The sequence below is a fragment of the Streptomyces sp. NPDC031554 genome (assembly GCF_055580685.1).
Map to the genome: position 1 here is coordinate 128,468 of NZ_JBVIKX010000015.1, position 23,134 is coordinate 151,601.

At 71.1% G+C, this 23,134-nt stretch carries 14 protein-coding genes; 7 read left to right on the forward strand and 7 right to left on the reverse strand.

The annotated features are described in order from the left end of the window. Window positions 1-179 precede the first annotated feature (179 nt). The 5 genes from ACZ5FU_RS30765 to ACZ5FU_RS30785 all read right to left on the reverse strand — a co-directional run bounded on the left by ACZ5FU_RS30765 (window position 180) and on the right by ACZ5FU_RS30785 (window position 8,958). Complete coding sequence (locus ACZ5FU_RS30765) at window positions 180-2,426, reverse strand: amino acid adenylation domain-containing protein (protein WP_451781132.1); 2,247 nt, start codon at window positions 2,424-2,426, stop codon at window positions 180-182. Then, window positions 2,423-4,255 carry a B12-binding domain-containing radical SAM protein gene (locus tag ACZ5FU_RS30770; protein ID WP_451781133.1) on the reverse strand — a complete coding sequence of 611 codons (1,833 nt, stop codon included), beginning with the start codon at window positions 4,253-4,255 and terminating at the stop codon, window positions 2,423-2,425. The genes ACZ5FU_RS30765 and ACZ5FU_RS30770 overlap by 4 nt, the downstream gene beginning before the upstream one ends. 111 nt (window positions 4,256-4,366) lie before the next feature. After that, entirely contained in the window at window positions 4,367-5,983 is a 1,617-nt protein-coding gene (locus ACZ5FU_RS30775; RefSeq protein ID WP_451781135.1) for an NAD(P)-binding domain-containing protein, read from the reverse strand. 20 nt (window positions 5,984-6,003) lie between these two features. Beyond that, the gene (locus ACZ5FU_RS30780) at window positions 6,004-7,623 is read right to left on the reverse strand and encodes an MBL fold metallo-hydrolase (protein WP_469047492.1); all 1,620 of its coding nucleotides are present in this window, start codon (window positions 7,621-7,623) and stop codon (window positions 6,004-6,006) included. Window positions 7,624-7,686: 63 nt separating this feature from the next. Continuing rightward, window positions 7,687-8,958 carry an MFS transporter gene (locus ACZ5FU_RS30785; RefSeq protein WP_469047494.1) on the reverse strand — a complete coding sequence of 424 codons (1,272 nt, stop codon included), beginning with the start codon at window positions 8,956-8,958 and terminating at the stop codon, window positions 7,687-7,689. A 384-nt stretch (window positions 8,959-9,342) separates the two neighbouring features. Here ACZ5FU_RS30785 and ACZ5FU_RS30790 point away from each other — a divergent pair, with 384 nt between their 5' ends. After that, window positions 9,343-11,130, forward strand: coding sequence for a non-ribosomal peptide synthetase (locus ACZ5FU_RS30790; protein ID WP_469047496.1), 1,788 nt, complete (start codon window positions 9,343-9,345; stop codon window positions 11,128-11,130). Between the two features lie 335 nt (window positions 11,131-11,465). Here ACZ5FU_RS30790 and ACZ5FU_RS30795 read toward each other — a convergent pair whose 3' ends face one another. Continuing rightward, window positions 11,466-12,275, reverse strand: coding sequence for an SDR family oxidoreductase (locus ACZ5FU_RS30795; RefSeq protein ID WP_468834952.1), 810 nt, complete (start codon window positions 12,273-12,275; stop codon window positions 11,466-11,468). Window positions 12,276-12,376: 101 nt separating this feature from the next. On the opposite strand from ACZ5FU_RS30795, the gene ACZ5FU_RS30800 reads away from it, so the two are divergent. The 3 genes from ACZ5FU_RS30800 to ACZ5FU_RS30810 all read left to right on the forward strand — a co-directional run bounded on the left by ACZ5FU_RS30800 (window position 12,377) and on the right by ACZ5FU_RS30810 (window position 16,046). Then, window positions 12,377-13,252 (forward strand): helix-turn-helix transcriptional regulator, encoded by an 876-nt coding sequence (locus tag ACZ5FU_RS30800; protein ID WP_469047498.1) that lies wholly within the window; start codon window positions 12,377-12,379, stop codon window positions 13,250-13,252. A 185-nt stretch (window positions 13,253-13,437) separates the two neighbouring features. Continuing rightward, window positions 13,438-14,826 carry an MFS transporter gene (locus tag ACZ5FU_RS30805; RefSeq protein WP_469047500.1) on the forward strand — a complete coding sequence of 463 codons (1,389 nt, stop codon included), beginning with the start codon at window positions 13,438-13,440 and terminating at the stop codon, window positions 14,824-14,826. Further along, window positions 14,823-16,046, forward strand: a complete 1,224-nt coding sequence (locus ACZ5FU_RS30810) for an FAD-dependent monooxygenase (RefSeq protein WP_451525880.1) — start codon at window positions 14,823-14,825, stop codon at window positions 16,044-16,046. Before ACZ5FU_RS30805 ends, ACZ5FU_RS30810 begins: the two co-directional genes overlap by 4 nt. Window positions 16,047-16,138: 92 nt before the next feature. Here the strand turns inward: ACZ5FU_RS30810 and ACZ5FU_RS30815 are convergent, their stop codons facing one another. Then, a complete protein-coding gene (locus tag ACZ5FU_RS30815; RefSeq protein WP_468642182.1) occupies window positions 16,139-16,606 on the reverse strand; it encodes a nuclear transport factor 2 family protein in 468 nt (155 codons plus the stop codon). Window positions 16,607-17,355: 749 nt separating this feature from the next. Here ACZ5FU_RS30815 and ACZ5FU_RS30820 point away from each other — a divergent pair. The 3 genes from ACZ5FU_RS30820 to ACZ5FU_RS30830 all read left to right on the forward strand — a co-directional run bounded on the left by ACZ5FU_RS30820 (window position 17,356) and on the right by ACZ5FU_RS30830 (window position 23,134). After that, the gene (locus ACZ5FU_RS30820) at window positions 17,356-18,621 is read left to right on the forward strand and encodes a sensor histidine kinase (protein ID WP_469047510.1); all 1,266 of its coding nucleotides are present in this window, start codon (window positions 17,356-17,358) and stop codon (window positions 18,619-18,621) included. Next, a complete protein-coding gene (locus tag ACZ5FU_RS30825; protein ID WP_451525882.1) occupies window positions 18,618-19,310 on the forward strand; it encodes a response regulator transcription factor in 693 nt (230 codons plus the stop codon). The genes ACZ5FU_RS30820 and ACZ5FU_RS30825 overlap by 4 nt, the downstream gene beginning before the upstream one ends. A 1,034-nt stretch (window positions 19,311-20,344) precedes the next feature. Next, complete coding sequence (locus ACZ5FU_RS30830) at window positions 20,345-23,134, forward strand: helix-turn-helix transcriptional regulator (protein WP_469047502.1); 2,790 nt, start codon at window positions 20,345-20,347, stop codon at window positions 23,132-23,134.

Here is a 23,134-nt window from a genome sequence, read left to right on the forward strand (position 1 = left end):
CTTTGTCCGGAATACCGTCACCGGGGTCGGTGGCGACCGTCAGATGGTATTTCCCTATGTGCTCGAAAAGCAATGGGGAGAATGGCGATAAACGCATCGTCCCGTTATTTCGGGCAGCAGAAAATAAACACCCGGAGCGGTAATTCGATTTCCGATCTGTCCGACCGTTTCGGCTCCGCCTACGACATGACCCGTCTCCCCAGCGCGCGCACCAGCCGGACGGAACGATCGGTGTCCCGCGGACTGTGCTCGACGTCCACCAGCACGCCCGGATCCGGCGGGCGGCCCCCGGCCAGCTCGCGCAGGGCCCGCGCCGCGGCGGACCCGCCGTCCACGGCGTCCACTCCCGCCGCCAGCTCGGCCAGGTCCCGTACCGCACGGCCGTGATCGGGCCGGGTGGGCGGCCCCACCGAGATCCAGCGGGAGCCGTGCACGTCGAGGCCCAGTCGGCCGTCCTGTCCGCGCAGTGCCGCCGCCGCCCAGCCGGCCACCGGGTGCCGCCCCAGGCCGACCGCGACCACGACGGGGGACAGCGCCGCCGCCATCGAGGCGAGCTGCCGCGCGGCGGTCGGAGCCCGGCGGGCGGTCAGGCGTGCGCTCGTGTCCAGCAGCAGGCGCAGGGCCGCGCCCAGCCGGTCGGGGTCGGTGAGTCCCACCAGGGCCGTCATCCACCGCTCCCGGCCGGGTCCGGTCAGCCGTGTTCCGTCCCCGTCCACCGCGGTCAGCCAGCGGCCGGAGCGGCCCGGGGCGGGCGGTGACCCGGCCTCGGCGAAGAACTCGGTGAGGAACTCTTTCGCCTCGGCTGCGTCGAAGAGGTCGGCCGGCGCGGCGTCCGGCGCGGCGTCCGGGTGCGCCAGGGGCCGGGGCGACGGAGGGGCGGGGTCCGTCAGGGGCCGGTAGTCCACCTTCCCGTTGCCGGTCACCGGAAGGGTGTCGCGCACCTGTACCGTCCGCGGCGCCACCCCCGGGGGCAGACGTGCCTCGGCGTACCGGCGTACCTCGGCCGCCAGCGCGGACCACCGCGCGGCGGGCCACGGCGAGGTGACCCACGCCGCGAGGTGCGCGGTCGGCCCGTCGGTCACCGGGGCGACCGCCGCGGCGAGCACCCCGGGGCACTCCGCCAGCACGCACTCGACCTCCGCCAGTTCCACCCGCGTACCGGCGACCTTGACCTGCCGGTCCTGCCGGCCGAGGAAGTCCAGCACCCCGTCGGCTCCCCGCAGGACGCGGTCGCCGGTGCGGAAGGCACGCGGCCCCGAGGGAAGCCGGACGAAGGCGGCGGCGGTCTCGGCCGGAGCGTGGAGGTACCCCTCGGCGAGGCACGGTCCGGACAGCCACAGCTCGCCCGGCTCGCCCGGCGGCACCGGCCGGAGATCCGCGTCCAGGACGTGGACGTCGCGCCCGGGCAGCGGACGTCCGATCGGCAGCAACGCCCCGGGCGCCGCCCGGTCCTCGGTCACGTCGTACACGGTCGCCGTGACGACCGCCTCGGTCGGGCCGTAGGCGTTGACCAGCCGGATGCCGCGCCACGGGGAGGCGAGCCAGCGCCGGGCGGTCCGCCGGTCGGCGGCCTCGCTCCCGATGACCACGCAGCGCAGGGTCGGCGGCGGAGCCAGGTCCGCCAGTCCGCCGGGCCCGGTGACCGCCTGGCTCCAGAAGGCGGTCGGCAGTTGCCAGACGGTGATGCCGTGGGCCGCGGTGGCGGCCACCAGTTCCCTCGGTGCCCACAGCTCGGCGGCGCGCAGCACCAGCCGCCCGCCGCCGGCGAGCGCCGTCCAGGTCTCCTCCAGCGCGACGTCGAAGGCGGGTGACGCGAACTGGAGCGAGACGTCCCCCTCGGTCAGGCCCAGATGGTCCGTCATGGCGCGCACGTGCCGGGCGAACGCCGCGTGAGCGACCACGACGCCCTTCGGCGTCCCGGACGAACCCGAGGTGAACAGGACGTAGGCGGCACCTTCCGGGCGCGGACCCGGCAGCGCCGGCGCCCCGGCCTCCGCCGTTCCCGCCCCGGCTTCCGCCGTTCCCGCCCGGGCCTCCGCCGTTCCCGCCCCGGCCGGATCCAGTACGGCGACCCCCGGATCACATCCCGCCGTTCCGCCCGGCGCCAGTACGGCCCGGACCCGGGCCGCCGTCAGCAACGTCCGCAGCCGTGCGGCCGGCTGGCCGGTACCGAGCGGCATGACCGCGGCACCGGCCAGCCATGTCGCGAGCGGCGCCACGGTCACGGCGTCGGCGTCCGCGCCCAGGACGGCGACCACGTCACCCGGCCCGACGCCGGCCGTGACCAGCCGGCGGGCCAGCGCCCCGGCCCGGGCGGCGAGCGCGCCGTAGGTGACCGGCGCTCCGGGACCGGCCACCGCCACCCGCGCGGGGCCCGCCGCGGCCCGGGCGAGGACCTGCTCGGGCACGCTCGGCGGCGCGGTCACCGCAAACGCTCACGGGGCGGCTCGAACCGCATGGGCGTCGGTACGGAGACCAGCCCGGCCTCCTGCTTGTCGTCCCGGAAGTAGCCGGGCCAGTCGTGGTTGAACAGCACGAACCGCGCCCCGCGGTCCCCGATGGCGAACACCGTCGCCCGCTGGTACTGGAAGAGGTCCTCCAGCCGCGCGTCGAGGTCCACCCCCTCGCCGATCAGATCCAGGCGCAGTTCGGTGTAGAACCGGTCCAGATCGGCCTGCACGTGCGCCCAGCACCATTCGTAGATCAGCCACGACTCCTTGTCCGGGATCAGCCGGCGCACCTTCTCGGCCATGTCGGACTGGCTCAGCACCTTCCCCTCGTTGGGGATCGAACTGTCGACCAGGTACTCCTCCAGGAGCTTCTTCGCCCGCAGGATCGGTTCGGCGAAGACTCCCTCGCCGGTGTCCAGGGCACGGTCCAGCAGGTGCCGGTAGAAGCGTTCGTACGGCAGGATGCCCTCGCGCTGGAGGTAGCGGCCGATGTACCCGGTCAGACCGCGGTTGTGCAGTGCCTGCACCGTGGCGCCGAACAGGTACATGTAGACCCAGTCCTCGCGCGTCATCGTCGAGTGCGCCACCACCACCTCGAACTGCTCGATGTCGTCCTGGAGGTACGCCCGCCGGATCGTCTCCAGCGCGTACCTCTCCCGGTACGCGGGCGTGCTCATCTCGCTGTTGGGCAGCATGACGCACTCGTAGACGGAGATGTGGCCGTGGATGCCGATCTCCAGCATCCGGCAGATGCCCCGCACGAAGGACTCCCGTGTCTCGTGGGGCAGGCCGAGGATCACCTCGGTGTTGGCGTCGACGCCCACCTCGCGGAACCGGTGGGCCAGGTCCTCGTACCGCTCGGCCTTCATGTTGGACCGCTTGACGTGCTCCAGCGCCTCAGCGGAACCGCTCTGCATCGCCAGGATCGCGCGGTCGGACATGCCGGCCGTGGCCATGATCTGCCCGATCTCGAACACGCGGACGGTCGCGTTCTTGGCGTAGCTGGCGGCGAACTTCCGCGGGTAGCCGTCGGCCTCTCGCCGCGCGGCGAAGTGTTCCGCCAGGGCCTTGTCGCGGGGCAGGATCCCGAAGTTGGCGTCGGCGCACAGCACCGCGTGCACCTGCCGGTCGGCCAGGTAGTCGATCTCGGCGTGCAGCCGCTCCTCGCTGTACTGGCGCACCTTCGACATGGTGTTGGAACCCCAGTCGCAGAAGGTGCAGCTGTACGGGCAGCCCCGGTTGGTCTCCCACGGTGTGACCACCGGGTAGCCATGGCTCCGGGCCAGCTCCATGGCCGGGTCGAGCAGTCCGGTCAGCCAGGGACTGGGCACCTCGATCTCCCTCGGCAGCTGGTCGCCGAGGGGATTGCGACGCACCGCACCGGACGCGTCGCGCCAGCTCAGCGACGGGAGCGCGGAGAAGTCCGGCTGCTCCTCCAGCAGAGCGCGCAGCAGCGCGGCGAAGGGCTTCTCGCCCTCTTTGTGGATCAGGAAGTCGACGTAGGGGTGCTCGTCGAAGAAGGTGCGCGAGTCGTCGGGCACGTGCGGGCCCCCGGCCACGACCGTGATTCCGGGGAAGCGTTCCTTGGCCTCCTTGCAGAGAGTCATCTGGCGGCGGAAGTTCCAGATGTAGCAGGACACCATGAAGACGCTCGGGTCTTCCATGGAGTCGACCGCTCCCGGTACCTGCTCGGGCAGGAACACCGGCTGTTCCAGCTCGTAGGCGTCCAGCAGATCGGGCTCCAGTTCCAGATAGGCCCGCAGACATCCCCATACCAGCGGAACGTATCCGAATCTGCTGATCATCGAGGAATACACACGGCGTTTTCCGGCAACACCCGCGTCGCTCATCGTCCAGCTCTCCGATCGTGGTGCGCGAAGCCTCTCGGGGGTACGGACCCAGGTCGTGGAACGGCCTCAGCCGGAAGGCGGGAGCCCGTCCTGACGGGTGGCCTGTTCGATCATGGATGCCAGGGCGTCACGCAACGGGCCGGTGTACATGGGCTTGTCCCACTCGTTCTCCAGGTCCTCGGGAACGTGGTAGGTGTCCACCAGCTCGGAACCGCGGTAGAGCCGGCACACCGGGTGCACGAACTGGCTCGTCGTCCCGTCGAGCGGGTCGCGCTCGACGGCGAACGGGTCGGCGCCGGGCGGGAGTTTGCCGTATTCCAGATCCATGGTGAGCTTGTGGCAGTCACGCCAGGCGGGAGCGTCCAGCGCATAGTCCCGCGGAATGTCGTGGTAGACGGAGACCTCCTCGTCCCCGGGACGGAAGACGTGCAGATCCGTCATGAACGCCGGCAGCTGGAAGAGGGACGAGGCGTTCACGGCGCGCTGGACGATGTGATCGGACAGCTGCTCCGGGCTCGCCGGCATCCGGACGTCGGGCACGAGGGGCGTGTCGTGATAGCGCTCGGCGAACAGGCGGTTGAGGAAGCGGAGGTTGTACCGGAATCCGTGGATGAAACCGGAGAACGACTCCTTGTAGTCACGTGCCTGCATCAGGGCGCCGATGAAGTACAGATCCGGGATGCCGACCGCCTCCCAGGTGCTGTCGACCTTCGGCCACCGGCCGTCGTGGCAGGTCTCCGGTCGGCAGGTCTCGTCGAAGACCGAGTAGTCGAAGCGGAAACCGCAGCACAGGATGATCCGGTCGACCGTGAGATCGATGGTCTGACCCCGGGCGTGCGTGTACCGGAAGGAGACGTGCAGCCGTCCGTCGTCACCTTTGTCGATCCGCAACGGAACACCGTCGAGGATGGTGTTCTGCATCTTCAGCTGGTACGAGTCCATCGTGTTGTGGTAGCAGCCACGCACATCGCTGACATGGTGGGTGTTCCAGGCCACGCGGACCGGCGACGGGCTCAGGACGTGGGTGCTCGCCGTCACGTGCATCAGGTTCTCGGCCGTCTCCATGGCGGAGTTGCCCTTGCCGAGGATGAGCACACGCTGGTTGACGTAGTCCGCCGGATCGGTGGAGATCCGGCTGTACTCCTCGCAGAGTTCCACCCCGGGTATCTCGGGTATGTACGGCACGGTGTGGCCGGTCGCCATGATCAGCCTCCGGGGACGCCAGACCCGGCCGTCCTCCGCCCGTACGGTGAATCCCCTGCCCGGCCCGCGCCAGGAAACCCCGGTGACGCGTGTGCCCTCTTCGACGCGGAGCGCGAACCGGTGTCGGAAATCGCGCAGGTACCGCACGAGATCGTCGGCCTTGGGCAGGTATTCGTGCGAATACTGGGAGAACAGGTGGTCGAGGTCCTCGCTCAGCAGCGAGTTCCAGTCCCACCGCAGGTTCTTGTCCCGGTCGGTGAATCCCGTGTGGACCTTGTTGTTGGAGATCAGTCGGCGGTGCCGTGGCAGACGCGTGAAGAAATCGGCCACCTGTGCCGCCTCCAGCACGACGTAGTCCCGGCCGGTCCGCTCCAGATAGTACGCGAGTTGAAGTCCTGCGGGGCCACCACCGACGATGAGGTAGTCGATGTCCGTTGCCTGCTGCGGTGCACTGTGAACGGCCTGGTCGACGTCGGCCAAGGCTGCCTCCTCTGGCGAAATCAGTGGCGTGCTGATGGCGTGACGGGAGGGAAGAACGTTTCCCCCCGCAGATGGAGAAGTTCGGCCGGCACCTGCCGGGTGGCGCAGGTCTCCAGGAGCATGCGGGTCTGGCGCATCTGCTCGGAGTCGGGGTCGTAGGAGGAGCCCGTGATGTGGCGCAGCCACGGCTCCAGGCCCATGGCGTACACGTAGACCTGCCGGGCGCGCACGCGACGTGCCATCTCCGCCGCCATGACCGCGTCGGATCCGTTGATCCGGCGTCGTTGGTCGAGGTCCCGGGGCAGCCGGGTCTCCATCAGCGGGCCGTAGAGCCACGAGGCCGGGGCCCCCACGCTCTCCAGGCCGATGAACAGCGCGTCGATCGGCGGCAGCAGGTCGCTCAGCAGGTCGTAGAGCGCCGGCTCCAGCAGGGTCGTGTCGGTGGCGAACAGCATCGACCGGTCGTCCACACGCACGAGGAAGACGCTCTTGGACCAGATGTCGAGGTCCGCGTGCTCTCCGAGGAAGGGCAGCGCGGTGACGGTGATGCCCTCCGCGATCCCGACCGACTCCAGTTCCTGGACCCTGCGGACGGTGCGGAAGCCCAGGTTCTCCAGCAGCACTCCCAGGCCGGGATCGGCGAGCGATCCACCGGAGTCCCGGGGCACGATCACCGTGTCGGTACGGTGGCGCAGCCGCAGCAGGGTCTCGATGCCCACGTGGTCGGGGTGCGCGTGGCTGAGCACGATCGCGTCGATCCTGGCGGGCAGGTCCTCGAAGGTGAAGTGGTCGTGTCCGTCACCGGCGTACCCGATCAGCGGGTCCATCAGGACCGAGCCCGCCGCCGACTCCAGCAGCACGCACGCGTGTCCGAAGAATCTCATCCGGACGCCCTCGGCCACCGGCGGCGGGGGTGCCGGGGGAGTGTCGGTGAACAGCGTGCGGAAGAGCGCTCGCTGGTCCGGCGCCACGTCGAGGGTGCGCGCCAGTTCCTCCGGGTCGACCCCGGCCGGCGCGGCACCGAAGAGCGGGTCCAGCTCCGGCGCGTCGAACGGGACGGGGAGGTCCACCCGTCGCGGGTCCGGCATCACCGGGCTGTTGAAGATGAAGGGCTGTGTCGGATCATGTCCGGTGCGCAGCGAGATCGTCTGCGCCGACCGGTCGTACAAGGCGGCGGAGGCGTAGAGCAGAGGTTCGAAGAACCGTATCTGCGGGTGATGGCTCGTGTCGTAGGCCAGCTCGACCCGGCCGCGCAGCGTGTCCCCGAGGAGCGGATAGAGAGCGGACAGCGGACCCCCGTCGGCCTTCTCCCGCAGCAGGCGACGCGCGTCGTCGATGTCCTCCGCCAGACGCAGCAGCGGAGCCGCCGTGCTCGCGGTCCGCTCGACGAGCGCCTCGATGTCGGCGACGGTCGCCGTGCCCGGGTCGAGGAAGGGACCGCCGAACATCGCCGGGTCGCGCAGCGCCCGCTCATGCAGATGGGGTGCCTTGACGTAACTGCGCATGACCTGGAGCTGCCGGTCGCGCAGATTCAACGCCGCCGTGTGCGGGCTGAGCAGATGAGGCCAGGCGTACCACCGATGAATCAGCGGTTGTGCCACGGCCCACGGGGCGAGAAACCAGCCGGATCCTGTGCTCATCTGTTCCTTTCCAACGAAGACTCGGCTTCCTCTTCGGGAGACCGCCGGTGGCTTTCCTCCTCTTCATTTCGCGGGCTCCTCCTCGGGAGTCCGACTCTCGCCGTCCCCGGTTTTGGCGCCCCCGAGGGAAATCTCCTGCGTGGCGGTGCGCACCCCGCGGACGCTCAGCGCGGTGACGAGGACCAGTCCGGCACCGGAGAGCACGAGAACGGGTCGTGCCGAGAGCAGGTCGACGAGCAGACCGCCGACGGCGTACGCCCCGACGCTGCCCAGGAACGCCGCCGAGGTGAGCAACCCGCCGATCTTGCCGAGCATCTCCTGCGGGACATGGCGCTGCAGCAGCGTGTCCTCCCCGATCATCGCCCCGCCGTTGCCGAGCCCGGCCACCCCCTGGAAGGCGATCGCGAGCCCCAGCCACGGAGCCACGCCGGTCAGCAGCAGGCCCGCGCCGGCCACCGCCCAGCCGCCGAGCATCAGCACCGTGGGACTGAGGAGATCGGGCTTCTGCGTCAGCAGCAGCGACACGGCGACCATCGTCACGCCGAACGCGGCGGAGAGCAGGCCGTAGCCGCCGGGGCCGGTGTGCAGGTCGTCCTCCGCGAGGAACACCAGCGCCACGTTGTCCAGCGAGCCGAACAGCACGCCGAGCAGCAGCAGCAACGAGGTGCTGCGGACGAAGGGGTTGCCGCGCGCGAAACGCAGTCCGTCGGCGATGTCCGTCAGGAATCCCGGCATGCCCTTGCCCGGGGCGCCCGCGGCGAGCAGGACGGGCAGCCCGACGAGGAGGACGGCGCCGAGCAGGAACGTCACGACGTTGATGCCGAACGCCTGCCGGGGACCGGCGAACTCGACGAGCAGACCGCCGATGACGGGCCCCGCCACGGTGCGGGCGTTGAACGCCGTTCCGATCCAGGCGTTCGCCCGGGGACGTTCGGCGTCCTCGACGGCCCGGACGATGACGACACGTCCGGCCGTGGCGACGACGGTGGCGAACCACGAGGCCACGAGCACCAGCAGCGCGAGCGGCCACAGCGGTGGCAGCCACAGCGCGATCACCGCCCACAGAACCGCTTGCACGACCTCGCTGACCATGATCAGCCGACGCAGCGGGAACCGGTCGGCGAGCGCCCCGGCGACCGGTCCGAAGAAGCGGGGGAGAGCGCTGGCGAGCATGACGAAGGCGACGCCGTTCGGTCCGTTGCGCTCTCCCACGAACAACAGCAGCGCGGTCGTGGTGATACCGTCGCCCACCAGCGAAAGCGTTCGCGAGAGCCAAAAATTACGGAAAACCCGGTTCTGGGCGAACAGTGATGTGCTGGCAGGCCTCAACGGCACGAATCCGTCTCACTTCCGTCTGTTTTCTCGGTGCCTGCCACACAACCGCCCCGGGCGGCGATCGTCAACAAAGCGCACCGTGCCACACTCGCGCCACATCTCCCTCCGGACGGCAGGAGAATGCCCGCAGGCCAGATGCGCTGTCAAGGCCGTCGGCACGGAGAAAGAACCCCCGGATCATGGCCGAAAACCGTCTCTTATGCGCCGGGTGCGCCGGGTATCCAGATCCAAGGCCGTGCTTCTGTGAGAAGCGGCGACAGGGAATTGCACGGATCTCTCGAGGAGACGGACCTCTCAAGGGGAGTGAGCGTTTTTGCCCGGTGGGAACCACCTGAGAGATCTCGGCCGGGACGAACGGCTCGCCGACGCCGGGAGGCTCCGGGAATGACGGGGCCGACGGAGACGACGGGGCCGGTGGCCGGACCGGTCGCGTCGGCGGCTCACCTCTTCCTGGCGGCGGCGCACCGAAACGGAGCGCTCCCCGCCGTCCGGCACCGCGGTACCGAGCTGAGCTATGCCGACCTCGCGGGACTCGCCGGAGGCGTCGCCGCCCGGCTGCGCCGGCTCGGGGTGGGCCCGGGTGACGTGGTGGCGACGGTGCTGGAGAGATCCGTCTGGTGCCCCGTCGCCGCACTCGCGTCGTGGGCGGTGGGCGCCGCGTACGCGCACATCGACCCGGCCGATCCCCCCGCCCGGATCGAGACCCTGCTCGCCGCGCTCGCTCCCCGGGCCGTGCTGGTCGACCGGGTGAACAGCTCCCGTGCCGGGGCGGACGCACGTCCGGGCCTCGTGGTGGACGACGGCATCACGACGGCGCCCTACGCGCCCTTCCCCGGTGCCCGGCCGCACGACCGCGCGTACCTCGTGTTCACCTCGGGCTCCACCGGCACCCCGAAAGCGGTCCAGGTCCCCCACCGGGCGCTGTTGAACTACGTCGCGGCCTTCCGCTCCCGGATCGCCCCCCTCTCGCCGGCCGGATTCGGTCTCACCACGACCTTCGCCTCGGACCTCGGCAACACGTGCGTGTACGGCGCACTCCTGCAGGGCTCTCGGCTCGACATCTACGACCGGAACACGACACTGGACGCCCGCGCGATGGCCGCCGAACTGCGGACGCACCCGGTCGACTGCCTGAAGTACACGCCCTCGCTGCTGGCCGCGCTGGCCACCGGCGCCGACCTCGCCCCACTGCTGCCCACCGAACTGCTGGTGCTGGGCGGCGAAGAACTTCCCCCGCGACTCGCGGACGCCGTCCACGCCGTCCGGCCCGATCTCACGGTGTACAACCACTACGGCCCCTCGGAGACGACCATCGGCGTGCTGATGCACCGGGTGCGGGGACCCGTCACCGGTGAACGGGTTCCGATCGGGACCCCGCTGGACGGCGTCTCGGTACGCCTGCTCGACGAAAAGGGCCTGCCCGTCCCGGACGGAACCCCGGGCACACTGCACCTCGGCGGCTCCTGCCTGGCCGACGGCTACCTGAACGACGAAGACCTGACCGCCGCCAAGTTCCCGCGCGGAGCGGGAGGTCGCTGCTACCGGACGGACGACCGGGTACTGCGCAATCCCGACGGCCGGTACGAATTCCTGGGACGTGCCGACCGGCAGCTCAAGATCCGGGGCAATCGGATCGAACCGACGGAGGTGGAGACCGCCCTGCACCGTCTGCCCGGCGTCCGCCGGGCCGTGGTGACCGGTGAACGCCCCGCTCCCGACGCGCCCCTGGAACTCGTCGCCTACGTGGCGACGGACCGGTCGCGGGAGGAGGTCACCGGCGCCCTCCAGGAGGTCCTGCCGGCCGCCGCCGTGCCGGGTGTCGTCCATGTGGTCGCCCGCATCCCCACCACGGTCAACGGCAAGACGGACCTCGACGCCCTGCGTGCGGCGGTCGGTGCGCACCGGGAGGCGGACCGGGAGGACCCCGGCGATCCGCCGCTCACGCCGGTCGAACGGACCATCGCCGAAGTGTGGTGCTCCGTGCTGGGCCGGGCGGCGATCGGCCGGAACCAGCAGTTCGTCGCGCTGGGCGGCGATTCCTTCAAGGGCCTCGTGGCGCTGGGCCTGCTGCGCACGCGCTTCCCCGAGCTGGCCGCCGAGCACCTGCACGGCCGGGCCACGGTCGCCGGACTGGCCACTCTCGTGGAGCGGCGAACCCGAGAGGAACGCTGACGATTCTCCTCCCGGGACGCGATGCCGTCTGCTCGGCTCCCGGCGACACCCGGTACGCCGAGGCACTCGAGGACATCCGCGTCGACGCCGCCGGCCCCGGCTGCCCGGCGACCGACCTCGACGGCCGCAGCGGCCCGCGGACCGTCACCGAGGGCATGGACGCGATTGTCGCCCTCGCCACCGGGGAACCCGGAGCCGGTACCGGGCGTCTCCTCTCCCGTCACGGAGACATCCCCTGCTCCTGAACCGGCGGGGCGGGCGCCCGCGGTCGGTCGCAGCCCGTGCTCACGTCCCGTCGGCCTCCACGGCACGCGATGGGCGCCCGCGCGCCGTTCTCAGCCGAGCTCGGTGGGAACCACCGTCAGTTCGGCGATGTTGACCCGGGCCGGCACCGCCACCGAGTACGTGATGGCGTCGGCGACGTCCTCCGCGGTGATGGTGGTGATGGCCGACCGCATCCTCTCCAGCCCGGCCCGCGTGGCCTCGTGCGCCATGTCGGCCCCGAGTTCGGTGACGGCGAAGGCCGGGTCGACGGACCGTACCCGTACGCCACGAGGCCCCAGCGAGGCGCGCAGGTTGCGGGTCAGCTGGGCGACCGCCGCCTTGGTCGCGCCGTAGACCGGGTAGTCGGCGAAAATCACCTCCGCCGCGATCGAGCCGAGGTTCACCAGGTCCGCGGCGCGTCCGGCTCCGGCGGCGTCGAGCAGGTCCGCCGTGAAGACCCGGCCGGTCGCCAGCAGACCTCGCAGGTTCACGTCGATCATCAGGTCCCACTCGGCCGTGTCCGCCTCGTCGAACGGAGCTCCGAGCATCACCCCCGCGTTGGCGACGACCAGGTCGGGCCGGCCCAGCTCGGCGCGGATCGTCGACGCGGCGGCGGTCAACGCGGCGGTGTCGGTCACGTCGACCGCGAGCGGCAGGACCTCGGCGGAGTGTGCCTCGCGCAGGGTCGCGGCGAGGTCGTCCAGCCGCCCGGACCGCCGTCCGAGCAGGGCGACCGCCGCTCCGGCGGCGGCGAAACGGTGGGCGGTCGCCGCGCCGATCCCGGCGCCGGCCCCCGTGATCACCGCCACCCGGCCGGCGAGCGGTCCCGCAGGCACACCGGCGGCGGACGGGAAAAGGTCGTTCGAAGCGTTGTCTGTCATGGGAACGAGCGTGTCCGGCGGAGCGGAGGCCGACCAGGGCGGGTTCAACCTGGGTGCGCCACACCCAGGTTGCCGACGACGCGCGCGCCTATCGTTGCGGCATGGACGGTGACAACCCCCTCGGCGAGTTCCTCCGCGCCCGGCGAGAGACGACCAGCCCGGACCGGACCGGGGTGACCTGGTCGGGCCGGCGCAGGACACCCGGCCTGCGCCGGGAGGAGGTCGCCCAGTTGTCCGGAGTCAGCGCCGACTACTACACCCGACTGGAACAAGGAAGGGAGAAGCACCCTTCCGCCCAGGTGGTGCAAGCCCTGGCGCACGCGTTCGGACTGAACCCGGAGGAGACGGCGCACCTGCACCGGCTGGCCCGTGCGACTCCCGGCCCCGTCAGGCGGAACACCGGCGCGCCGGTCGGGCCGAGGCTGCTGCGCTTGATGGACGGCTGGCATCACACCCCCGCACTGGTCCTCGACCGCCGGCTGGACGTGCTCGCCGGCAACCGCCTCGGACGCGCCCTCTTCGCCGGGATGCTGGACCAGGGCGAGACCAACCTGGTCCGGTTCATCTTCCTGAACCGGGACGCCCGGGACTTCTACCCCGACTGGGAGCGGGTCGCCAGGTCCGGGCTCGCGGCCCTGCGCGCGGGCAGCGGCGACCTGGCTGACGATCCCCGGCTCACCGAACTGGTCGGCGAACTGTCCCTGAAGAGCGCGGAGTTCCGCACCCTGTGGGCCCGGCACGATGTCCGGGGCAAAGCTCATGAGGCCAAGACCTTCCACCACCACCAGGTCGGCGAACTGACCCTGGCCTACGACTCGTTCACCGTCGACAGCGCGCCGGGCCAGCAGCTCGTCGTGTACCAGGCCGAGCCCGGCAGCGCTTCCCGGCAGGCCCTCGCGCTGCTCGGCACGGTGGCCGCCGACCTGCCCGCGTCGCCGACCGTGCCCCTCGACGACACTCCCCGGGCCGGCCTGTAGTGCGTGGGCACCAGCCCGTGTGAGCGGCTGGTGCGGGTGCACCGGGGAGGACGGTTGCGGGGGACGATGCCCGGCGGGGCGCCGGAGGGAAGGGTGGATGGCGCGCGCATCTCGCGCATTCCTCTTTTCCCGGTGATGTCTGGAGTGATGGACAGGTGTTGGAGAAGACGTCGACGGTCGAAGCCGTGGTGTCTCCGGTCCGGATCGGGAGGTTGGCGATCGGTGCCCTCGGGGTCCTGGCGCTCGCCCTCGGCACCCTGCAGTCAGTGGTGGAGCCCGCGCTCCCGCTGCTGCAGAGCGAGTTGGGGGTCAGTCCTGCCGAAGGGGCGTTGATCGGCAACACGTTGCTCATCACCGGCGCGGTCGTCACCCCCGTCGCGGGCAAACTCGGCGACCGCTACGGTGGGAAACGCGTGCTGGTCCGGCTGATGGCGGTGGTCGCGGCCGGTGGTCTGTCGGCCGGCCTGGCGCCGAACCTGCCGGTGCTGCTGCTCGGTCAGGTACTGCAGGGCGTCATGGTGGGCGCGTTGCCCCTCTCCTTCATCCTGGTGCGCAAACACCTCACGGCAGGACAGTCGCAGGTCGCCATGGGACTGGTCGTCGCGCTCTTCACGGGTGGCGGCATGGTGGGAACGCTGGTCGCCGGGCCGATCGCCGAAGGACTGTCCTGGCACTGGATGTTCACGCTGCCGACGATCGCGATCATCGTGATGACGTCGGTGGTGGCTCGGCTGATGCCGCACGACCCGCCGATCCGGTCGGACGACGACGGGATCGACTGGCCCGGCATGGTCCTGCTGAGCGCCACGTTGCTCGCGTTCATGCTCGGGCTCGTGACGGTGACCAGGGACGGAGGCCTGCCGCCACTCGCGGTCGGTGCCGTCGCGGCGGTCGTGGCCGCCCTCGCGACCGGATGGGTCGCCGTCGAGCGCCGGGCGGCCTCACCGATGGTCGACCTGCGCATGCTGATGAAGCCCGCGGTGTGGCATTCGTGCGTGCTCACCCTCGTCATCACCATCAGTTCGGGGATGGTGCTCCTTCTGCTTCCGCAGCTGTTCGCGGTACCGGCCGAGGGGTACGGCTTCGGAGCCGGCACCACCGAGATCGGGCTGTTCCTGCTGCCCGGCGCCATCGCCGGCGCGGTGAGCGATTCGGTCGGCGGGATCGCCGCCAGGCGTTTCGGGCCGCACGCCGTGGTCGTCGGGGGCGGCGTCGTCACGGCGGCCACGATGATCGCCCTGGCGTCGCTGCACACCGCGGCATGGCAGCTCGTCCTCGCGAAGGCGCTGACCGCGTTCGCCGCGGGTGCCGGGACCACGGCGCTGCTCGCCGGCACCGCCACCGCCGTCGAGACGAGGGACACCGGCATCGCCACCAGCCTGCTCATCGTGACACGCGTGATCGGTGTCGCCCTGGGCGTCCAGGTCGGCGGCGCGATCCTCGCCGCCGGGGCCGACCCGACGACGGGCCGGCCGACCGAAACGGCCTTCGTCACGGGTTTCGCCGTCGCCGGCCTCGTCGCCGCGGTGTCACTGCTCGTCGTCCGCATCAAGGGGAAGGAGGCCGGCGCATGACACTCACCGGTCGTTCGACGGACGTGGGCACCAGCGCGAAGCGCGCGGTCCTGATTTCCGGGGCCGGTGTCTCCGGACCCGCGCTGGCGTACTGGCTGCACCGGTCCGGACACGCGGTCACGGTGGTGGAGAAGGCGGGCGCACCGCGCGACGGCGGCTACCCGGTCGACGTCCGCGGTACCGCGATCGAGGTGGCCCGCCGGATGGGGATACTGCCGCGACTGCGGGACGCGCACGTCGAGACGCGTCGCTGCACCTTCCTCGACGCCGACGGCGGCGAAGTCGCCTCGCTCGCTCCGCGCGTCGTCGCCGGCGGTGCCGGGGGACAGGACCTCGAGGTGCGTCGTGGGGACCTGACCTCGATCCTCCACGCGAGGGTCCGCGACGACGTGGAGTTCCTGTTCGACGACTCCGTCGACACCCTCGACCAGGTCGAACGGGGGGTCGATGTCACCTTCCGCAGCGGGCGACATCGCACGTTCGACCTGGTGGTCGGCGCCGACGGCACGCACTCGCACACCCGGAAGTCCCTGTTCGGTCCCGAAGAACGGTTCCACCGTCACCTCGGCTACTGCTTCGCCCTCTTCACCATGCCGAACACCTTCGGGCTCTCCCACGAGATCAAGTTGTGGAACACCCCGGGGAGAGCCGCGGCCCTCTACGCCGTCGGGGACCACGACGACCTGCACGCCTTCTTGACCTTTCACCGGCCACGGCCGCCACTCGATGTCCTCCGGGACGCCGATGCCCAGCGGGATCTGGTCGCCGGGGCCTTCGCCGGCGCGGGGTGGGAGGTCCCCGGCATGGTCGACGCCATGCGCGAGGCGGATGACCTGTTCTTCGACACCGCCGGTCAGATCCGCATGCCCCACTGGTCCAGCGGCCGCGTCGCGCTCGTCGGCGACGCCGCGTACGCACCCTCGTTCCTCACCGGACAAGGCACGAGCCTCGCGCTCGTCGGTGCCTACACGCTCGCCGACGCCTTGGCCGGGAACCGGGACCACACCGCGGCCTTCGCCGCCTACGAACGCGGGACCCGGGATTTCGTGGCAGTGAACCAGGCACTGGTCGACAACGGTGCGGCCACCCTCTTCCCCACCACCGCGCGGGCCCTGGAGCAACGCAACGCCAGGCTGCGCGACCTCGTGACCATGCCTTCCGCGGCGGTACGGCCGGCCCACTCGGCCCTCACGCTGCCCCCGTCCTCCTCGACGCCATGACCCGGTACGGCAGCGGTGCTCGGCCTCACGGCCGCTTCACAGGTCGCCGGGTCCCCTCCCGGGAGGGGACCCGGCCGGGCCGGCGAAACCGGTCAGGAGGTCGCGCGCACCGGCAGCGCCCCGTCGAGCTCTCCCGCGGGCAGGACCTTGGTCGAGTTGTGCTCGCGGACGATTCGCCAGCCGTCCGGCGTTCGGCGCCAGACCAGCGAGGTCGTGGTGCGAACGTCGGTGAGGGCGTCGGGCGTGGTGATCCGCGCCACGAACGTCAGGGTGGACGCGGCGAGATCGCGGTCGACGACGACGTGCGGGCCGTCGTCGATGCCATGGTGCGCGGAAAGCATCCGGTCAAAGGCGGGCTCCCAGATCGAGCCGTACCCGGAGGCTGTCGTCGCCGTACGCTGCGCGGGGTCGAAGTCGTCGTAGAGCCGGACGTCCGAAGAGGTGAAATCGTAGAACTCGCCGAAGGCGCGCCGGAAGTCGAACGGTTCGTCGCCCTCGTCGCGCTCCCATCCGAACACCCACCGGACGTGCAGGTCCGCGATCACTCGTTCATCGTTCATGACCCGACGCTAAGACCGCGAGCGAGGTCCAGGGAGGGTGCCCTGCACCCACCCATGGTCCTGCACCCGTCCAAGGCCTTGCCCCCGCCCGTGGTCCGGCCCGCGGCGCGTCCGACCTGTCCGGAGTCCTCGACGTGGTCGCCGGCCTCGTCGAGGACGCCGGGGCACCTCTCGTCGAGGCCGGGCCGACCTGTGGTGCGCAGGCACCGCAGCAGGTGGACGGGTGGTCCGGGCGCACCAGGCCAGGACGGCCGCGGGGGACGACGCCCGCCAGGGCGCAGCGGGGAAGTGTGGGGGTGCGCGAGACCCCGCGCGTCCTTCTTGTCGGATGGTGTCTGGAGTGATCAGCAGATGAGGGCTTTCCCTCACCGGATCGGACGGCGGTGCCGGCGCGTGACGGCCGGCGTGTTCGCCGGACTCGTCGGGATGAACAGCCCGCCCGGCCGGGCGACGGGCGTCGGTCCGGCCGGTCGCCGTCGCCTTCGACGCCTTCGTGGTCCGGACGGCGATCACGCCCGCGGCCCGGGCACCGCTCGGCCACCGGGTCCGGTCGCCGCCTCGTGCCCTGAACCGTGTGTCGCCGCATGCGGACATCGAGGGTGAGGCACCGAGCAGGCGGGTCCCGGCCTGCGCGACCGGGCTCGACGCGGCGGGGCGACGCCTCCCGGCGGGCCGGGACCGGGCCGGCCACGACGCACACGGACGGCGGCGGCCGGCGGACACGCGGCGCGTGGCGGCGGGAGGGAGCGATCACGGCGACGGCGTTCGCGTTCTGTCTGCTCGGCGGGGTGATACAGGCCGACGACACGCTGTCGGCACCGCCTGCCGCCGCCTACGTCGTCGCCGCGGTCTCCTGTGCCGTGTTGCCGCTGCGGCACCGGGTCCCCCTGGCCGCGCTGGCGGCCACGACCGCGGTCGGCGTGCTGGTGTCGCCCCTGGGTCTCCTGCTCACCCCCCTCGTCGTGGCCCCCGCCGTGATCGCCACCTACTCCTGCTCGCTCGCTGCGGGCACCGAACGGCGCGCGGCGGGCGCGGTGTCGCTCACCTCCACGGTGCTGGCCGTCTCCATCCCCCTGTTCGGGGACGTCTCGTGGAAGGACGCGAGCAGGATGGCGGTGGTGGCGGCGTTCCCGCTGGTCGCCGGCGTACTGGGCCACGCGGTGCAGAACCGACGGGCCTACCTGGGGGCCGTGGAGGAGCGGGCCCGGCGGGCCGAGGAGAGCCGGGACGGCGAGGCGCGCCGGAGAGTGGCCGAGGAGCGGCTGCGCATCGCCCGGGAACTGCACGACCTCGTGGCCCATCACCTCACCCTCGCCAACGCGCAGGCCAGGGTCGCCGCCCACTTCTTCGACACCCGCCCGGAACAGACCCGCAAGAGCCTCGAGGAGCTCGTCGAGACCACCACCGACGCGCTCGACGACCTGCGGGCCACGGTCGGTCTGCTGCGCCGGTCCGGGGAGGCCGCCCCGCCCGCCGAACCGGCGCCCGGCCTGTCCCGGCTTCCCACGCTCCTCGAATCCTTCCACCACGCGGGTCTGGAAGTGTCGGTGCACCAGGAGGGCACGGCCAGGCCGCTGCCGCCGGGAGTGGACCTCACCGCCTACCGCATCGTCCAGGAGGCACTGACCAACGTGACCAAGCACGCCGGTACCGGTAGCGCCCGGGTGCGCCTCGCCTGGGAACGCGATCACGTGACCATCACCGTCGCCGACGACGGAAAGGGTGCCCGTACGGCGCGGGTCGCCGCCACGGGACCGAACGCGTCGGCGGCGCCGGGCGGTCCCCCCGGGTACGGCCTGATCGGCATGCGTGAGCGTGCCACCGCGGTCGGAGGGGACCTCTTCGCAGGCAGGCGTCCGGAGGGCGGCTTCCTCGTCTCCACCCGGCTCCCCCTGCCGCCCCTCAAGGACGCGGCGCGAAGGACTGACGGGGCGACCACCACCGGGGAACGGACGGTCGGCGAAGCGGCAGGCGGCGGACGGGCGGGCGACGCGGAGGCCGGGGACGCGCTGTGACGCTCAGAGTGCTGCTCGCCGACGACCAGGCCCTGCTGCGCGGCGCCTTCCGGATGCTCCTCGACAGCGCCGACGACATCACCGTGGTCGGCGAGGCCGGCGACGGCAGGCAGGCGGTCCGGCTCACCCGCGAGCTGCGCCCGGACGTGGTGGTCATGGACATCCGCATGCCCGAGGTGGACGGTCTCACCGCCACGGCCGAGATCTGCGCGGACCCGGAACTGCGCGCGAGCCGCATACTGATCCTCACCACGTACGAGACCGACGAACACGTCGCCCAGGCGCTGCGCGCGGGGGCCGGCGGCTTCATCGGCAAAGGCATCGGGGCCGAGGACCTCGCGGACGCCGTGCGGACCGTCGCCGACGGTGACACCCTCCTGTCTCCCGCCGCCACCCGCTCCCTGGTGGCCCGTTTCCTGGCCACACCGGAGGCGGTCCCGCCGCACCACGCCGAACAGCTCGCCGCGCTCACCCCGCGCGAACGCGAGACGGTCGCCGCGGTCGCGACCGGCCTGTCCAACCAGGAGATCGCCGAGCGGATGTTCCTCAGCCCCTTCACCGTCCGCGCCCACGTACAGCGCGCCATGACCAAGCTGGGGGCCCGCGACCGGGCGCAACTCGTCGTCATCGCCTACCGGACGGGCCTGGTCCGCCCCACCCCCGACGGTGGCACCGGCCTCCCGTCGTAGCGGTGCACGTCCGGGGGCCGGGGTGCGGGGCGCGTACCCGTCACGCGACGGACCTGTCCGATCCGGGGGAAAAACCACCCCCTGCGCGGACCGCTTCTCGCGGAAGGTCCCGACCGCCGCCCACGAGCCGACGCCGCACCGTACGCCGTGCACGAGCCCGTCGAGACGTCCCCGTCCAGGCCGGTCTCGGTGGCCACCGGTCCCGAGGGTCGGCCCTTGCGGGAACACGTGCTGACCGCGAAGACCGCCGACCGGACCCTGGTTTCGGTCCGGGAATTGGTCGAACGCGGTGTCGCGTGTTTGAACTCCTGGTAACCCTTCCGCGGCTCCGGCATCAGTCCTCATCGTGTGCCGGTATGGTCGAAGTAGGCCTTACTCCGGAGTAGCAGAGCCGAAAGCTCGGTATCCGTACGGGTTTATCCCGTGGAGCACCCCGTCGGCGGGGGAAAGCGAACCTTCTTGCCGAACGGCGGGAGGGCGGAAAGGGCACGATATGAGGGCCACGAGTGCACCGGATCGCGTCGGGTGGGGCATTTCCCCGGCCTTTGATCGGATTGCGCCAATGATCGGCTGAAAATGGATGCCGAGGGTGCCGAGGATGCGATGAATCGTTTCAAGCTTGACCAATTGTTGAAAGTTTTATCTAGGACTCCCGCTGGCGTCGGCGCCGACTGTGTTCCGCAGTCCGAAAACATCCCATGAAAATGCTTGAAATATTTAGCATAATGCTGTTCCCGGGAGCCGGTTCGCCCCGCTGCTCGACGATGGGTGCGGATGCGGTTCCGCTGTGTGACGGCTGTGCGCATGGAATGCGACACCGGTGACAACGCTATCAATGGGGTTAGCGTGGTACGGGGAACAGCGTGAACAGCCTTTCAGGGAAGATGCGTGAGCTTCTTGTCTGTGATGTCCACTCAGGCGGGCCGAAATGTCGACGGTCCGAATGTGACGCGGGAGAAGATATGACTCGGGAGCTGTCGCTGGAGGGATCTTCGATTGATTCCGTTCCGCATGACACAGGGAGAGCCGTCCTGATGGAACGCGAGGAGCAACTCGCGCACGTCCGGTCCTGGTTGGCCTCCCCGCAGCCCGCGGCGGGGCAGGTGATCCTCCTGGAAGGGACCGTGGGGGCGGGCAAGACGGAGTTCCTGCGCGAAGTGGCGCACCACGCCCAGGCCGGCGGAGCCATCCTCCTCAATGCGGTCTGCTCCTCCGAGGAGCGGGACCTGCCGTTCGGGGCACTCAGCCAATTGTTCGACAACCCGGCTCTCCCCGTGGAATTACGCAGACGTGTCACCCCGATACTGCGCGGGCTCAGGGCGTCGACCCGGGCCGAGAGCATGCGCAAGGCCGTGGAGCGCAACCGGGCCGAGATCCTGTACGACCTCTTCCTGCCCGTCACGGAACTGGCCGCCACCACTCCGGTCGTGATGTGCGCGGACGACATCGACTGCATGGACGCCGCCTCGCAGCAGTGCCTGCTGTACCTGGTCCGGCGACTGAGCTCGGCACCGCTCCTGATGGTGCTGACCGAACTGGCCGAGTCGAGCGGGACCCACTCCCCGTTCCACGCGGAACTGCTGCGCCAGTCCTCCGTCGTGTCCCTGCGCCTCGGGCCTCTTTCCGCGCGGGCCGTGCGCACCCTGACGGGTCTGCGTCTGGGAGCGAGGGCGGCCTGTGAGCTCGGCGACGCCTTCACCGCCTACAGCGGCGGCAACCCGCTGCTGCTCGACGCCCTGATCCACGACGAACGGTTCGGCGGAGAAGCCCGCCGGCAGGGTTACGGACGTGCGCTGCTGAACTGCCTGCACCGAAGTCACCCCGACACCCTGCGGGTCGCCCGTGCCCTGGCCGTCCACGGCGAGGGGGCCTCGTCGGAGGAGCTCGGGATGCTGGCCGACGTGGACCCGGGCACCGTCGAGCGGGCGTTGCGCACCATGACCGAGGCAGGTCTGCTCGGGGAAGGCTGGTTCCGGCACGAACTGGCCGCGCGCACCGTGCTCGACGACCTGCCGGCCGCGGACCGCACCCGGCTGCACCGGCGGGCCGCGCGACTGGCGTACAACCAGGGCGGCACGGTGGCCGACGCCGCCCACCACCTGGCCGAGGCCGGGCAGGTGCCGGAGCCCTGGGCGCTGCGCGTTCTGCTGGAGGCGTCCTCGGAGGCGCTGCTGCACGGCGAGGTGCAGCGTGCCCTGCGGTACCTCACCTCGGCACAGGGGGCCTGCACGAACGAGCGGGACCGGTGGACGGTGCGAGCCAGGCTCGCCCAGGCCGAATGGCAGCTCAACCCCTCCGCGTCGCTGCGGCACCTGATCGCGCTCACCGAGGCCGTCCGCAGCGACCGGCTCGATCCCCACGAGGCGATGCTGCTCGTGCGGCAACTGCTGTGGCTGCACCGTACACAGGAGGCCGCCGACATCCTTTCGCTGCTCCGCAGACGGGCGGCGCGTCTGCCGTCCGCGGGGATCGCCCCCTCGTCCGGCGCGCCGGACCAACTGGCCGAACTGCACGACATGGAGGTATGGCTGGCCTGTACGTATCCGCCGCTCGCGGGAGGGGTGCACGGCGGGCCCGCCCCCACCCGGCCCGAGGGCGCGCCCACCACCCGGGGCCGCGCCTTCTGGCTGCAGTCGATCGGCGCGTTGTCCCGCGGCCTCGTGCGCAGACGCAGCGGGGAGATGCGGGAATGGGCCTCGCACGTCCTCGGTCAGCTCGACCTCAACCACAGCGCCCCCTGGGCCGAAGAGGCCACTCTCCTCGCGCTGATGTCCCTCGTCTACAGCGGCCGGCTGAGTGACGCGGCCGATCGGTGCCGAAGCCTGGACGAGCGTCGCAACGGACAGCCCTCCCCGATGTGGCAGGGCATCCTGAACGCCGCGGAGGCGGAGACCCGGCTGCGCGGGGGCGACCTCAGGGAAGCGACGAACCGCGCCGTGCGCGCTCTGGAGCATGTGCCCGTCCAGGGGTGGGGCACCGCCGTCGGCCTTCCCCTGGGCACTCTGATCCTGGCCCACACCCGCATGGGAGAACTCGACCGGGCCACGGCACTCGTCACCCAGGGCGTCCCGGACGAGATGTTCCAGAGCCGCTACGGCCTGCACTACCTCTATGCGCGTGGGCACTATCACCTGGCCGTGAACCGGACGCGCGCGGCACTCGGGGACTTCCTCTCCTGCGGCGAGCTCATGGGCAAGTGGGGCCTGGACCTGCCCGGGATCGTGCCCTGGCGGACCAGCGCGGCGGAGGCGTGGCTGGTGCAGGGCAACCGCGACCAGGCCAGGCGTCTGGTGAAGGACCAGCTGGCGCTCCCCGGCCCGGAGGACACCGTCAGCCGGGCACTGGCCCTGCGGCTGACGGCCGTCTTCAGTTCGCTGGGACAGCGCCCGCGTCTGCTGGCCGAGGCCGCCGACATCCTGGAGGCGGAAGGCTCCACCTACGAACTCGCCAGGACTTTGTCCGACCTGGGCCGGGCCTACCACGCACTGGGCAAGCACAGCCGTGCGCGGGTGATCATCCGTCGTGCCTGGAGGGTGGCGCGTCTCTGCCAGGCGGAACCCCTGTGCAGGGAACTGCTGCCGGACACGAGCGGTGAGACGGGCCCGGCGGAGGACGAGGAGGGGATGACAGCCGTCGCCTCCTTGACCAACTCCGAGCGCAGGATCGCCTCGATGGCGGTCATGGGGTACACGAACCGGGAGATCGCCGAGAAGCTGTTCATCACACCCAGTACGGTCGAACAGCATCTGACCAGGGTCTACCGCAAACTGGCCGTCAAGAACCGCCAGAGCCTGCCGGGCTACCTGCGGGCCGAGACCGGCTGA

Excerpts from the sequence above, each read along its gene's own strand:
- ACZ5FU_RS30790 (WP_469047496.1), top strand. The coding sequence starts at position 9,343 with ATGACGGGGCCGACGGAGACGACGGGGCCGGTGGCCGGACCGGTCGCG.
- ACZ5FU_RS30800 (WP_469047498.1), top strand. The coding sequence starts at position 12,377 with ATGGACGGTGACAACCCCCTCGGCGAGTTCCTCCGCGCCCGGCGAGAG.
- ACZ5FU_RS30770 (WP_451781133.1), bottom strand. The coding sequence starts at position 4,255 with ATGATCAGCAGATTCGGATACGTTCCGCTGGTATGGGGATGTCTGCGG.
- ACZ5FU_RS30810 (WP_451525880.1), top strand. The coding sequence starts at position 14,823 with ATGACACTCACCGGTCGTTCGACGGACGTGGGCACCAGCGCGAAGCGC.
- ACZ5FU_RS30830 (WP_469047502.1), top strand. The coding sequence starts at position 20,345 with ATGGAACGCGAGGAGCAACTCGCGCACGTCCGGTCCTGGTTGGCCTCC.
- ACZ5FU_RS30815 (WP_468642182.1), bottom strand. The coding sequence starts at position 16,606 with ATGAACGATGAACGAGTGATCGCGGACCTGCACGTCCGGTGGGTGTTC.
- ACZ5FU_RS30780 (WP_469047492.1), bottom strand. The coding sequence starts at position 7,623 with ATGAGCACAGGATCCGGCTGGTTTCTCGCCCCGTGGGCCGTGGCACAA.
- ACZ5FU_RS30795 (WP_468834952.1), bottom strand. The coding sequence starts at position 12,275 with ATGACAGACAACGCTTCGAACGACCTTTTCCCGTCCGCCGCCGGTGTG.